Below are 13894 nucleotides of genomic sequence, written 5' to 3'. Positions count from 1 at the left end.
AGACTATACCGATCTGCGCCAGGGAATAAGCATCGACACCCGTTGTTTGTACTGCCGGTACTCGTCGCCGAAGAGATCGACGAGGTCGCGCTCCTCCAGCGCGATGCCGACGAAGATGTAGAGCGTGGTCACGGCCGCGAACAGCAGATGGCCCACAGTCATGACCGGCGCCGCCCAGAACGCGATGATGAAACCGAGATAGATCGGATGACGGACGAACTTGTAGAGCAGCGGCGTCTTGAAGCGCGGCGGCGCGGCTTCCCTGCCGACGAGATGATCGGTCACCTGAGACAGGCCGAACAACTCGAAATGGTTGATGATGAAGGTCGAGGTGAACACCAGCACCCAGCCCGCGAAGGACAACGTGACCACCGTCACGGCAAGATCCGGGTTCTCGACCTGCCATATGATCGTGGGCAGCGGGCGCCACTGCCAGAACAGGAGCAGCAATGACAGGCTCGCGAACAACACATAGGTCGAGCGCTCGACCGGCTGGGGGACGAACTGCGTCCACCACGCCTTGAACTGTTGACGCGCCATCACGCTATGTTGAACCGCAAATAGCGACATCAGCAGCAGATTGATGATGACCGCGCGAACGACGGGCGATTCGGCTCCGGTGTCGATTGTCTTCGGTACCATCACCCCCATGACGAAACCGATGGCGTAGAGCACGGTGACGAAAAAGACGAGATATGCCGCAATTCCGTACAGAAAGGCGATGAACCTGAAAACGCGCGAGCCCGCAACCTCCGGGCCGATGAAATGAACCTGGTGATCAAGTTGGGTCATAGAACGCTCCGTTGTGCCGAGGCATCGGCACTGTTTGGTCTTCGCACCATGCCGGATCGGACGTCCTCCGGCTTTCGCGGGGGGTTGATTTTCGCCTGAGACGACTTTGATTTTTGCTTGAGACGACAGAAACGTGCGATTTTGCTTTGAAAACAACGTGCTGGACAGCGATCTGCGGGAGCTCACCTGCGCCGGAGTGGCCGTTCCGTTGCAGCCGCAGGTGTTCGATCTCCTGCTTTACCTCGTTGCCGAGCGCGCCCGTGTGGTCAGCAAGGATGACCTGATCAGCCAGATCTGGAGCGACCGGATCGTCTCCGATTCCGCCCTGAACAGCCGCATCAATGCTGCGCGCAAGGCGCTGGGCGACGACGGCGCGACCCAGCGGCTGATCAAGACCATTCCGCGCAAGGGCTTTCGTTTCGTCGGCGATGTCCGGGAAGACGTGCCGGCCGCGCCAGTGCCCGTTGAACCTGCCATGGCCCGGCCGCGCGCCGTGACGGACCGCCCGGGAATCGCGGTGCTCGCCTTCGAGAACATGAGCGGCGATCCCGCACAGGACTATTTCGGCGACGGAATCAGCGAGGACATCCTCACGGCGCTGTCGAAGCAGCGGTGGTTCATGGTGATCGCCCGCAATTCATCCTTCACCTACAAGGGTCGCGCCGTCCACATCAGGCAGATCGCCGAGGAACTCGGCGTCCGCTACATCGTCGAGGGCAGCGTGCGCAAGGCGGACAACCGCGTGCGCATCACCGCGCAGCTCAACGACGCCACGTCAGGCAGCCATCTCTGGGCCGAGCGCTATGATCGCGAGCTCGTCGACGTCTTCGCCGTGCAGGACGAGATCACCAACGCCATCGTCGCAGCGATCGAGCCTCACATCCACGCCGCGGAGAATTTTCGCAGCCATCGCAAGCCGCCCGCAAGCCTGGACGCGTGGGACCTGTTGATGCGGGCTCTGTCGCATTATTGGCGCGTGACCAGGCAGGATCACGATGCCGCGAGGGCGCTGCTCGAGCGCGCGATCGCCATCGATCCGAATTATGGCCAGGCGCTGTCAGTGCTGGCCGTGAATGAGATGTTCGGCGTGCATCTTGGCTGGGCTGAGCTGGCCGTGGTTGCTCCGGCGGCGGAAGCCGCCGCGCTCAAAGCGGTGCGCTGCGACCACGAAGATGCCTGGGCGCATGCCGCGCTCGGCAGCGTCTACTTCTCGACACGCCGGCTCGCCGACGCGTTGTCCGAGTTCGAGCAGGCCCTGGCGCTCAACCCGAACTTCTCGCTGGCGCAAGGCTACCACGCGCTGGCACTGTCCTATGCCGGACGGTCGAAAGAGGCGTTTGCGGCGGCGCAGACGGCGATCCGGCTCTCGCCGCGCGATCCGTCGCTGGCGATCTATCACGGCATCGCCGGCTATGCGCGCTTCACCGAGCGGCAGTATGACGAAGCCATCGCGCTCGCGCGCGAGGCGATTCGCCACCGCGGCGACCTTACCGGCGCTTACCGCGTTCTCGCCGTTTCGGCCGGCATGACCGGCGACAGCGCGCTAGCGGAGATGGCACTCGGCGAGCTCCGCCGCACCCAGCCGGGCATCTCGCTGCACTGGATCGCGACGCAACTGCCATGGGCCAGTGAAGCCGATCGCGAGCACTATCTGGAGGGATTCCGGCGCGCGGGATTGCGGTGACAGTTCTTACCCTCCCCTGGAGGCAAGGGAAAACAGGACGCGCTGTACATTTTTTGTGCGAACCCTGTCGAGACTTTCATCTTGCGGCGCCGAACGAGACTGTGTGAGCCTCGATATCGGATGGGGACTGGGATGGGCCGGCCGTCGCTTTGCGCGCGAGGACGTCGCGAAGCGTTTACGGCTGGCCGCGCTTGAGAAAGATACGATATGCCAAAACGCGTGTTGCTTTGTCTCCTCCTCGCTTGCGGCCTCACGGCCCCGGCGCTGGCGCAAGAGCCGAAACCGGGGGGCGTGATCAATGCCGTGATCCAGCCCGAGCCGCCCGGCCTGATGCTGGCGATGGTGCAGAACGGCCCGGTCCAGATGGTCTCGGGCAACATCTTCGAGGGGCTGCTGCGCTACAGCCCGAAGCTCGAGCCGCTGCCGGAGCTCGCCGAAAGCTGGCGCGTCAGCGAGGACGCCAAGACCTACAGCTTCAAGCTCAAGAAGGGCGTGACCTGGCATGACGGCAAGCCCTTCACCGCCGCCGACGTGCTGTTCTCGATGGAGATGCTGAAGCAGACGCATGCGCGTGCCCGCACCAATCTGGCGCAGGTCGACAAGATCGAGACGCCGGACGACTATACGGTGGTGTTCACGCTGAAGCAGCCGTTCGGCCCGTTCCTCGGCATTTTCGAGGTCGGCTCGATGCCGATGGTGCCAAAGCATCTCTACGAAGGCACCGACTGGAAGACCAACCCCTACAACAACGCGCCCATCGGCACCGGCCCCTTCATGTTCAAGGAGTGGCAGAAGGGCTCGTTCATCCGCCTGGTCAAGAACCCGAACTACCACGAAAAGGGCAAGCCCTATCTCGACGAGATCTACTGGCAGATCATCCCCGACGCGGCCGCGCGCTCGGTGGCGTATGAGACCGGCAAGGTCGACGTGCTGCCGGGCGGCTCGGTCGAGAATTTCGACGTGCCGCGCCTGTCCAAGTTGAAAGACACCTGCGTCACGGGCGCCGGCTGGGAGTTCTTCTCGCCGCTCGCCTGGCTGTGGCTGAATAACCGCCAGGGTCCGCTCGCCGACAAGCGGGTGCGGCAGGCAATCATGTACGCGATCGACCGCGATTTCGCCAAGGACGTGATCTGGAACGGGCTCGGCAAGGTGGCGACCGGCCCTTCGTCCTCGGCCATCAAATACTACACGGACGATGTGAAGAAATATCCGTATGATCCGGCCAAGGCCAAGGCCTTGCTGAAGGAAGCCGGCTACAAGGGCGAGAAGATCCGCCTGCTGCCGCTCGCCTATGGCGAGACCTGGCAGCGCTGGGGTGAAGCGGTGAAGCAGAACCTCCAGGACGTCGGCATGAACATCGAGACCATCGCCACCGACGTTGCCGGCGGCAACCAGAAGATCGCCGACTGGGACTACGACATCGCCTTCACCTATCTCTACCAGTATGGCGATCCCGCGCTCGGCGTCGGCCGCAACTACATCTCCAGCAACATCGCCAAAGGGCAGGTCTTCAACAACGTCGAGGGCTACTCCAACCCGGAGATCGACAAGCTGTTCGCCGACGGCGCAGTTGCCACACCGGACTCCAAGCGCAAGGAGATCTACGACAAGGCACAGAAGATCCTGGTCGAGGACGTGCCGGTGGCCTGGATGCTGGAGCTGCAATTCCCGACCATCATGCGCTGCAAGGTCAAGAACCTGATCACCACGGGAATCGGGGTCAATGACGGCTTCAAGGACGCATGGCTCGACAAGTGAGGGGCTGCATGCGAAACCGCGGTAAATTTCCTGCCGCGGTGTCGTTCCAGGGTACGAACTGATCCACGATGAAATCGTATCGAGACACTCAGGCATCGGCGGTGTCCACCTCTCCCGGAGGGAGAGGTCGGATCGCATCCCCAGATGCGATGCGGGTGAGGGGTTGCGCTCTCTCGTGGGACCTGATCCCCCTCACCCGCGCCTTCGGCGCGACCTCTCCCCGACGGGGAGAGGTGTTCCTCGCGGCGAGACCGCCTCGACCAACCGGCATACGTGGCTAGATGCTCTCCTTCGTCGCTCAGCGTGTAGTGAAGGGCGTGATCGTCCTGCTCGCGATCGTCGTCCTAAATTTCTTCCTGATCCGGCTTGCGCCCGGCGATCCCGCGATCGTGATGGCGGGCGAAGCCGGCGCCAGCGACCAGGTCTTCGTCAAGCAGCTCCGGGAGAAGTTCGGCCTCGACAAGCCGCTGCCCGAGCAGCTCTTCATTTACGTCAAGGGGGTCGCCACCCTCGACCTCGGCTTCTCCTTCCGCCAGCAGGCGCCGGTCGCCAGGCTGATCGGCGAGCGGCTGCCCGCGACGTTGCTGCTGACGCTGACCGCCTTCGCGATCTCGCTGACGCTCGGCGTCCTGTTCGGCACCTTCGCCGCGCGCTTTGCCGGAACGTTCCTCGACACGGCCATCACCGTATTCGCGCTGATCTTCTACGCCATGCCGATCTTCTGGGTGGCGTTGATGAGCATCCTGTTGTTCTCCGTCACCATGGATTGGCTGCCGAGCTTCGGCTACGAGACCGTCGGCGCCAACCTCACCGGCCTTGCCCATGCGGTCGACGTCGCAAAACACCTGATCATGCCGGCGATGACGCTCGGCCTGTTCTTCATGGCGACATACACCCGCATGACGCGCGCCTCGATGCTGGAGGTGAAGCGGCTCGACTTCGTCAAGACGGCGCGCGCCAAGGGCCTCTCCGACGCCGTGATCCAGCGCCGCCACGTGCTGCGCAACGCATTGCTGCCGGTCGTGACGCTCGCCGGCGTACATTCCGGCACGCTGATCGGCGGCGCCGTCATCACCGAGACCGTGTTCGCCTGGCCCGGCATCGGGCGGCTGATGTACGACGCGCTGCTGCAGCGTGACTACAACCTGCTGCTCGGCGTCTTCGTGATCTGCTCGGCCATGGTCCTGATCTTCAACCTCATCACCGACCTCGTCTATCGCCTGGTCGATCCGCGCATCGAATACGCCACATGAAACAGTTCTGGAGATCGATGCTGAAGAGCCCCAGCGGCGTCATCGGGCTCATCATCCTCCTGCTTGCGATCTCGGTCGCCGTGTTCGGACCGATGCTGTTCCCGAACTCGCCCTGGCGCATGGTGCAGCGGCCGTTCCTGCCGCCCTTCACGCTCTCGACCGTGCCGCTCGGCACCGATGCGCTCGGCCGCGACGTGTTCGCCGGCATGATCTTCGGCGCCCGCGTCTCGCTGCTGGTCGGTCTCGTCTCGACCCTGGTCGCGTTGCTCGTCGGCGTTCCCATCGGCGCCATGGCCGGCTATTTCGGCGGCAAGGTCGACGACGCCTTGATGCGCTTCACCGAGTTCTTCCAGACCATTCCGAGCTTCGCGCTCGCCATCGTGCTGGTCGCGATCCTGCAGCCCTCGATCTATTCGATCGTGGTCTCGATCGCGGTGGTGAGCTGGCCGCCCGTCGCCCGCCTCGTGCGCGGCGAGGTGCTGTCGCTGCGCACGCGCGAATATGTCCAGGCGGCCGTCGTGACCGGGCAGTCGCACAGCTGGATCATCCTGCGCGAAATCCTGCCCAACGCGCTGTCGCCGGTGATCGTGCTGGCCTCGCTGATGGTGGCGACCGCGATCCTCTTGGAATCCTCGTTGGCGTTCCTCGGCCTCGGCGATCCCAACCTGATCTCATGGGGCTACATGGTCGGCGCCGGCCGCACCGTGATCCGCCAGGCCTGGTGGATCACCGTATTTCCCGGCGTCGCCATCCTGATCTCCGTGCTGGGGCTGAACCTGATCGGCGAAGGCCTTAACGATGCGCTCAATCCGCGTCTGTCGCGCGAGGGCCGCTGACGATGACCGCGCCGCCCGCCGTCTCGATCAGAAACTTGCGGATCGCGCTGCCCAAGGGCGCCGAACGTCCCTTCGCCGTCGACGGCGTCTCGCTGGACCTGCGGCCCGGCAAGATCGTCTGCGTCGTCGGCGAATCCGGCTCCGGCAAGTCGATGTGCGCGCATGCGCTGATGGGCCTGTTGCCGGACACAGTGTCGGTCGCCTCCGGCGAGATCCAGTTCGAGGGAAGTGACCTGCTCAAGCTCGACGACGACGGCTGGCGCGATTTGCGCGGCCGCAGGCTTGCGATGATCTTCCAGGAGCCGATGACCGCGCTCAATCCGTTGATGCGGATCGGCGACCAGATGGCGGAGATGTTCGAGGCGCACGGTCTGCTGACGCCGAAGGAACGCCGCGCGAAGGCGTTGTCGCTGGCGCGCGAGGTTGGCCTGCCCGACCCCGAGCGCATCGTGCGCGCCTATCCGCACCAGCTCTCCGGCGGCCAGCGCCAGCGCGCCATGATCGCGATGGCGCTCGCGCTCGAGCCGGCGGTGCTGGTCGCGGACGAGCCGACCACCGCGCTCGACGTCACGACGCAGGCGCAGATCCTGAAACTGATCCGCAACCTGCAGCGCAACCGTAACATGGCGGTGATGTTCATCACCCACGATTTCGGCGTGGTCGCCGATATCGCCGACCAGGTCGTGGTGCTCCGCCAGGGCAAGGTCGTCGAGGAAGGCTCCGCCGCCACCGTCTTCAGCGACCCGCAGCACGACTACACCAAGGTGCTGCTCGCCGCCGTGCCGTCGATGGACCCGCCGGCGCGCACGCCGCTCGACGACCGGGCCCGGGCCGTCGAAGTGATCGGGCTGGACAAGACCTACGTCACGTCGGGCGGCTGGTTCCGCGAGGACCGCCGCGTCGATGCCGCGTGCGCGGTCAATTTCAACATCCTCAAGGGCGAGACGCTCGGCCTTGTCGGCGAGTCCGGCTCAGGCAAGTCGTCGGTGGCGCGCCTCGTGATGCGGCTGATCGAGGCCGACCGCGGCACGGTGCGGATCGGCGACACCGATCTCACCTCACTCTCGGGCAAAGCGCTGCGCGCCGAGCGCCATCGCATCCAGATGATCTTCCAGGATCCGTTCGCCTCGCTCAATCCGCGGCGCAAGATCGGCCAGATCATCGCCGACGGTCCGATCGCGGCCGGTACCGATCCGAAGGTGGCGTTCGAGCGCGCCCGCGATCTCCTGAAGATGGTGGGCCTGGATGCCGGCGCACTCGAACGCTATCCGCACGAATTCTCCGGCGGCCAGCGCCAGCGCATCGGCATTGCCCGCGCGCTCGCGCTCGAGCCCGAGATCATCGTCGCCGATGAAGCCGTCTCCGCGCTCGACGTCTCCGTGCAGGCCCAGGTCTTGAAGCTGCTCGAAGATCTCAAGGCCCGCCTCGGCCTGTCGATGCTGTTCATCACCCACGACTTACGCGTCGCGGCGCAGATCTGCGATCGCATCGCGGTGATGCAGCGTGGTGCCATCGTCGAGCTGAAGCCGACCGCGCAGCTTTTCGCCGCGCCCGAGCATGCCTATACGCGTGAGCTGCTGGCGGCCGTGCCGGGACGGAAGGAGCGCGCGCCGACGGCGTAAGGCGGCCGGTCGTGTTCATCACCTTCGTGATGGTTCCAAAAACTTGCACGCTGCAGGAGAAGAAACATATTCGGTCGAGCAGCATTTGCTCTCGTGAGACCGCCCTTGCCGATGCGGCAAGGGGTAAACTGACACCAGCATTCGTTCGCCCGCGGACTGAAGCCGCACGATGAACGTGATGTGGTGAACAGATCAACGACCCAGCGCATGAGACACAACGGGACGTTGGGCATTGTCAGACGCGGTCACGCGCTTTTTATCCGTCGTGACCGGCTGCGCCGCTTCAACGCCGAAGACAGCACCTTAGATGGGAATTGAATGATCTACGTCATATCATGACGGACTGACACACACTATTCGGAGCCAACATGGGCGAAGTTATTCGATTTGTCTCAAAGTCCGAGCGCGAGCGAGCACGCCTCATCGCGGAGGCGCGCGCCATCTACGACAGCATCTTCCCGCCGGACGATCCGGCCAACGAGGCTCAGGACAAGGCCGCGACAGGGCGCGCGTTCATCGGCCGCGACGGGGGTAATTTGTCGTGATCAAGATCATTGCCGTGCTCTGCAGCCTCGCCTCTCCCACCAGCTGCCACGAGCAGATCGTCACCACCTCGGACTTTGCCCAGGTCTCGGTGCAGTCCTGCCTGATGGGCGCGCCGCAGCTCGCCGAATGGATGAACCAGCATCCGGCCGAGCGCCTGGCGGCCTGGCGCTGCGTGATCGGCCAGCAGACCGGACGGGGCATCTAGGGCCGGCGGCCCGCGACCTCCATCACGCAAGGCAGTGACGACAGTTCATCGCCGGAGTAACCTCTCGTGGCGGCCATTGGCAGCAAGGGGGAGCCGGATGGAAGTCGCGAGCCTCGTTCTTCCCGTTTTCGCGATCATCGTCACCGGGTGGCTCGCCGGCGAGCTTGGCTATCTCTCCCGCACACTGGCCGACGCGCTGGTGCACTTCGCCTACAACGTGGCGATGCCGGCGCTGCTGATCGTCACGATCGCGCAGGAGCCGGCGCGCAATCTGCTGGAATGGCGTTTTCTGCTCGCCTTCGGCGGCGGCTCGCTCGTCTGCTTCGCGCTGGTCTTCGTAGCGGTCCGCGCCGGCGGAAAGCATGATCTCGCCAGCAGCACGATCCATGGCATGGCCGCGGCGATGACCAATACCGGCTTCGTGGCGCTGCCGATCCTGCACGCGATCTACGGCCAGCCCGCCGTGCTGCCTGCTGCGGTGGCGACGGTATTCGTGGCCGCCGTGATGTTTCCGATCACGGTCATCCTTCTGGAGAGGGACGCGCGCGGGTCGGCTGGGCAGTCGGCGGGCCTCGCCAGGCAGATCCTGCTCAATCCGATGGTGCTGTCGACCCTTGTCGGTCTCGTCTGGGCGATCACGGGCCTGCCGATTGCGGCCCCGGTCGCAGCCTATCTCAACATGATCGCCGCCGCGCTGACGCCCTGCGCGTTGTTTGCCATCGGGCTCGGCCTGTCGGTCGCAGGCCTGCGGTCCAGCCTGAAGGCGTCGTTCGCGCTCGCGGCCGTGAAGCTCGTGATCATGCCGCTGATCGTCTACGGACTTTGTGTGATCATCGGCCTCAACGCGCTCGACACCGTCGCCGCCGTGATATGCGCCGCCGTGCCGACGGCGAAGACAGTGTACGTGCTGGCGCACGAGCACAAGGTCGAGGAGAAGCTGGTCGCGGCCACGGTCTCGGTCACGACGGTGCTGTCGGTCGCGACATTGCTGGTCGCGCTGTACCTGCTCTCCGGTCTCGCGACCGGGACGCGCTGACCCGCACGGGCGCGCTTATCTCGTGGTGTTGCTCCAGGTCGGAACCGAGTTGGTCACGCCGACCGACGGCCAATTATACGTTCCGATCGACGGCGCCGTCACCGTGCCGACCGTCTGTCCCGACGAGCCGTAAGCCGCCCTGGGCTGCGCAATTGGCGCGCCGGCACCGCCATAGGTTGGGCCCACCACAGTTGTGTTGGAATATTGCCTGCTCGAGCGGGCCTTCTTGGCTTCGGCCGCGAAGGGCGCAGCCAGCAGTCCGGCAGTAATGAGTGCGGCAACGGCCAGCTTCATGCTTGCCATGGCTGATCCTCCTTGTTGGGGCGCCCCTTCGATCATCTCATCATCCGTCGGACAATTTCCATAGGCCTCTCGTTCATAACTCCGTGCGTAAGCGAAGGTGCCGCAATCGAGCGCGCCGCCTTCGGATGGACCCGAATCAGCGCTACTGGATGGCCTGAAGGACTTCCTGGACGCGAGTGGACATGACCGGCCCCGAACTGAAGCAGCTTCGCAGCGACCTTTCCGACGTCATCGGGCGCCAGCTGACGGCAGCCGATATGGCGAGACTCTGCGGGTTGCCGGAGAAGGGCGGGGCCGACACCATCCGGCGCTGGGAGGTGAGCGGCCCGACGCCGTCGGCGACCAAGGTGCTGCGCGTGCTCGCGATGGCGAGCGAGCGCTATCCGATCCTGGAGAAGTTCGACATCTTCGATCGCCACGACGTGCGCGAGGAGGATCGGCCGGCCAAGCGCGCAGCGTTCCGCGCGCAGATGCGCGACGAGGTGCTGCGGCGTCTTGGCTAACGAAAGCCGCGCGCAGGCTCACCGGCTTGCACCCAATTAAGCCTTCGTTCAGCATTTCTTAAGCTGGCATTAAGCACGAAAATCAACTGCAGCCCAACAAGTTAGGTTGGCTGCCGCGGTGCCACGGTTGTGACAGCATTTTCATCAAAAGCGAGCTATCTGCAAAACCAGCGACGGCGCGAAGAAGCGCGCCAGCCGGGGACATAAGTGTTGGAGTTCAAGACGATGAAGAAGATTCTGTTTGCGACCGTGACGCTGCTGGTGGCGGGCGCTGCCGCGCCGGCCGTCGGCGCCGACCTCGGTAACCGCACCTACTACAGGACGCCGGCGCCGGCCTACGTCGCGCCGATCTACAACTGGACCGGTTTCTACATCGGCGGCCATCTCGGCGGCGCCTTCTCCAGCGACAACAATTTCAACGGCCTCTCCACCGGCAACAACGGCAATGGCCGTTTCCTCGGCGGCGTGCAGGTCGGTGCGGACTGGCAGTTCAACCCGAACTTCGTCGTCGGCGTCGAAGGCCAGTATTCATGGCTGTCCGGCAGCGTCGGCGCGGTGTTCCCGGGCGGCGTCGCCTACACCAATGACCAGCGCGGCCTCGGCTCGATCACCGGCCGCGTGGGCTACACCTGGGGTCCGGGCCTCGTCTACGTGAAGGGCGGCTACGCCTATTCCGACAACAACGAGAAAGTCACCGTCGCCGGCGTGCCGACCGCTTTCGTCATCACCGGCGATCACCGCAACGGCTACACCGTCGGCGCCGGTATCGAATACATGTTCGCCCCGAACTGGTCGGCCAAGGCCGAGTACCAGTACTATAATTTCGGCGACGCGAGCTTCACCGGCGGTCCCCTGGCGGGCACCGGCAGCTTCACCACCGACGACCATACGGTCAAGGCCGGCCTCAACTACCGCTTCAACTGGGCGAGCCCGGCCGTCGCGAGCTACTGATCGGTTAGCAAGATCCTGTCTTGTGGAAGGGCCGGTGATCTCGCCGGCCCTTCTTTTTTCGCTGTGCGGAATCGCGGGCCCAATGCAAGCAATTGCACCGATTGCGATTTTTTAACCGGCCCGGCCCATACTGCCCGCCACAAAACAGAAGCAAGAGCGTGGGGGAATTTAGATGGCGATCCGTCTGGGCGCTGGCCGTTGGCTCGGTCGATTCAAGCCTCGTTTCAAGAAGCCACAATGGGGCGTGCGCGGGAGCCTGTTCACGGCCTTCGCGGTGATCGCGGGCATGGGCCTCGTGATCGCAGCCGGCGCTGGCCTCGCGCTGCAGAATCTCGGCGGACGCATGATCGAACTGAGCGGGCGGGACATTCCGCGCCTTGCCGCCAGCCTGCAATTGTCGGCCCTGAGCGCCAGCCTTGCGGCACAGGGACCGGCCCTGCTTGCGGCTCAAAGCGAGGAAGCCCTGAACGAGCGCACCAAGAAGCTCAAGGAATTGCAGGAGCAGACGCAGCAGAAGCTCAACGAGATCATCGAGCTCGGCGGGGACAAGGCCGTGGTCTCCGGACTCAGCGAGACCATGAAGAGCATCAACGAGGCGGCCCAGAGCCTGGCCAAGGCCGCCCGCGAACGACTGGACATCGCCGCCCTCCACGACAAGCAATATGACGCGCTGCGCACCGCGCAGGGCGCGTTCGTGGGCGCGGCCAGTCCGGCGATGCTGGACGCGCAGACCCGGGTCAACGCCATTCTCGGGTCGGCCAACCTGTCGGCCGAAGATGCCACCGAAGCCGCGCAGACCGTCGGCCAGCTCGGCAACGTCGTTGCCAGCGGCAATCTCGCGGCCGCCGACATGAGCGCGGCGCTGTCGGCGAGCACGAGCGACAAGCTCGACGACATTCAGAAGGAATTCAAGACGGCGCAGGGACGCCTGCGGTCGAACCTCGATCTGTTGCCCGACAACGAGGGCAACAAGATGCTGCGCGCGACGGCGGAAAAGCTGCTCGCGCTCGGCACCGGCAAGACCGGCGTGTTCAATCTGCGTGAGAAGGAGCTCGACTCCATCGACTACGGCCAGACCATCCTGGACGAGACGCGCAAGCTCAATGTCGGCCTCGGCATCAGCGTGCAGCAGCTCGTCGACGGCGTGCAGAAGGAGACCAACGCGTCGACCTTCCAGGCACGGCAGGAAATTTCGCTCGCAACCTCGGTCATGCTCGCGCTGGGCGCGCTGATGCTGGTCGGCTCGGCCCTGTTCGTCTGGCTCTATGTCGGCCGCAACGTCCTGCGCCGCATCCGCGAGCTTCAGCGCGCCATGCAGCTGCTTTCGGCCGGCGACCTCGACACCGAGATCGTCCGCTCCCGCCAGCATGACGAGATCGGCGTGATGAAGGAAACGCTGACCGTCTTTCGCGACAGCATGATCGAAGCCCGCGCGCTCGCCGGCGAGCAGGAGAAGGACCGCGCGGCCAAGGCCGAGCGGGCCGCCCGCATGGAAGCCAGGATCGCCGAGTTCGAGGGCACGGTGCGCACCGCGCTCGACAATCTGGCGCAATCGGCCAATTCGATGCAATCGACCGCGCAGAGCATGTCGACGACCGCCGACCAGTCCAACGCGCTGGTGAACGCGGTCGCCTCCGCCGCGGAGGAGACTTCGGTCAACGTGCAGACGGTATCGTCGGGTACCGAGCAGCTCTCGTCCTCGATCGAGGAGATCAGCAAGCAGGTGGTCACCTCGGCCGCGATCGCCAAGAAGGCGGTCGATGAGGCCGGCGCCACCGACACCACGGTGCAGAGCCTCGCCGACGGCGCAAGCCGCATCAGCGTCGTCGTCGACCTGATCCAGACCATTGCCTCGCAGACCAATTTGCTCGCGCTGAACGCCACCATCGAGGCGGCACGCGCGGGCGAAGCCGGCCGCGGCTTCGCGGTGGTCGCCTCCGAGGTGAAGAGCCTCGCGAGCCAGACTGCCAAGGCAACGGAAGAGATCCGCACCCAGATCGCCAGCATGCAACAGGTCACGACCTCTGCGGTCGGCGCGATCCAGGGCATCGGCCGGATCATCGGCGAGATCAACGATGTCACCACCACGATCGCGGCCGCGGTCGAGGAACAGGGCGCGGCCACCCGCGAGATCGCCCGCAACATCCAGCACGCGGCCGGCGGCACCAGCGAGGTCTCCAGCAACATCGTCGGCGTCTCCACCGCCTCGGCCGAGGCCGGCGCGGCGGCGAACGAAGTGCTGGGCGCCTCCGATGCGCTCCGCCGCGAGGCCGACATGCTGCGCGGGGAGATCGACGCGTTCCTCAACAACATGCGGGCGGCATAAGCCGCAACAACACGGGGTCTTCACTCCCTCTCCCGCCTGCGGGGGAGGGCTGGGGGTGTCTCCGCATTGGCAGTGTTTC

Annotated in this window: 13 protein-coding genes; 11 read left to right on the top strand and 2 right to left on the bottom strand. The window is 64.8% G+C overall.

The features are described 5' to 3' along the window. Positions 1 to 3: 3 nt before the first annotated feature. Positions 4 to 792, bottom strand: coding sequence for a methanethiol S-methyltransferase (gene mddA / locus ACRQ5Q_RS03715; protein ID WP_439372810.1), 789 nt, complete (start codon positions 790 to 792; stop codon positions 4 to 6). Positions 793 to 925: 133 nt separating this feature from the next. On the opposite strand from mddA, the gene ACRQ5Q_RS03710 reads away from it, so the two are divergent. From ACRQ5Q_RS03710 to ACRQ5Q_RS03675, 8 genes are all read left to right on the top strand, one after another. Further along, positions 926 to 2476 (top strand): winged helix-turn-helix domain-containing protein, encoded by a 1551-nt coding sequence (locus ACRQ5Q_RS03710; RefSeq protein ID WP_439396091.1) that lies wholly within the window; start codon positions 926 to 928, stop codon positions 2474 to 2476. A gap of 207 nt (positions 2477 to 2683) precedes the next feature. Next, positions 2684 to 4234 carry an ABC transporter substrate-binding protein gene (locus ACRQ5Q_RS03705; protein ID WP_439396089.1) on the top strand — a complete coding sequence of 517 codons (1551 nt, stop codon included), beginning with the start codon at positions 2684 to 2686 and terminating at the stop codon, positions 4232 to 4234. 281 nt (positions 4235 to 4515) lie between these two features. Next, positions 4516 to 5487: an ABC transporter permease gene (locus ACRQ5Q_RS03700; RefSeq protein WP_439372807.1), complete on the top strand. Its 972-nt coding sequence runs from the start codon at positions 4516 to 4518 to the stop codon at positions 5485 to 5487. Continuing rightward, positions 5484 to 6323, top strand: a complete 840-nt coding sequence (locus ACRQ5Q_RS03695; RefSeq protein WP_439372806.1) for an ABC transporter permease — start codon at positions 5484 to 5486, stop codon at positions 6321 to 6323. Before ACRQ5Q_RS03700 ends, ACRQ5Q_RS03695 begins: the two co-directional genes overlap by 4 nt. A 2-nt stretch (positions 6324 to 6325) precedes the next feature. Continuing rightward, positions 6326 to 7945, top strand: coding sequence for an ABC transporter ATP-binding protein (locus ACRQ5Q_RS03690; RefSeq protein WP_439396088.1), 1620 nt, complete (start codon positions 6326 to 6328; stop codon positions 7943 to 7945). A gap of 368 nt (positions 7946 to 8313) precedes the next feature. Further along, a complete protein-coding gene (locus ACRQ5Q_RS03685; RefSeq protein WP_439372804.1) occupies positions 8314 to 8490 on the top strand; it encodes a hypothetical protein in 177 nt (58 codons plus the stop codon). Beyond that, entirely contained in the window at positions 8487 to 8696 is a 210-nt protein-coding gene (locus ACRQ5Q_RS03680) for a hypothetical protein (RefSeq protein ID WP_439372803.1), read from the top strand. The genes ACRQ5Q_RS03685 and ACRQ5Q_RS03680 overlap by 4 nt, the downstream gene beginning before the upstream one ends. 97 nt (positions 8697 to 8793) lie before the next feature. Then, positions 8794 to 9732, top strand: coding sequence for an AEC family transporter (locus ACRQ5Q_RS03675; protein ID WP_439372802.1), 939 nt, complete (start codon positions 8794 to 8796; stop codon positions 9730 to 9732). A gap of 15 nt (positions 9733 to 9747) precedes the next feature. On the opposite strand, the gene ACRQ5Q_RS03670 is transcribed toward ACRQ5Q_RS03675, so the two are convergent. Next, positions 9748 to 10035 carry a hypothetical protein gene (locus tag ACRQ5Q_RS03670; RefSeq protein WP_439396086.1) on the bottom strand — a complete coding sequence of 96 codons (288 nt, stop codon included), beginning with the start codon at positions 10033 to 10035 and terminating at the stop codon, positions 9748 to 9750. 182 nt (positions 10036 to 10217) lie between these two features. Between ACRQ5Q_RS03670 and ACRQ5Q_RS03665 the strand changes: the two genes are divergently transcribed. From ACRQ5Q_RS03665 to ACRQ5Q_RS03655, 3 genes are all read left to right on the top strand, one after another. Beyond that, positions 10218 to 10538, top strand: a complete 321-nt coding sequence (locus ACRQ5Q_RS03665; protein WP_439372800.1) for a hypothetical protein — start codon at positions 10218 to 10220, stop codon at positions 10536 to 10538. Between the two features lie 225 nt (positions 10539 to 10763). Continuing rightward, positions 10764 to 11489 carry an outer membrane protein gene (locus ACRQ5Q_RS03660; protein ID WP_439396084.1) on the top strand — a complete coding sequence of 242 codons (726 nt, stop codon included), beginning with the start codon at positions 10764 to 10766 and terminating at the stop codon, positions 11487 to 11489. 172 nt (positions 11490 to 11661) lie between these two features. After that, a complete protein-coding gene (locus ACRQ5Q_RS03655; RefSeq protein ID WP_439396083.1) occupies positions 11662 to 13815 on the top strand; it encodes a methyl-accepting chemotaxis protein in 2154 nt (717 codons plus the stop codon). Positions 13816 to 13894: the final 79 nt, after the last annotated feature.

It is taken from the genome of Bradyrhizobium sp. PMVTL-01, assembly GCF_051861855.1.
Taxonomy (GTDB): domain Bacteria; phylum Pseudomonadota; class Alphaproteobacteria; order Rhizobiales; family Xanthobacteraceae; genus Bradyrhizobium.
This window is presented reverse-complemented; position numbering and strand designations above follow the sequence as displayed.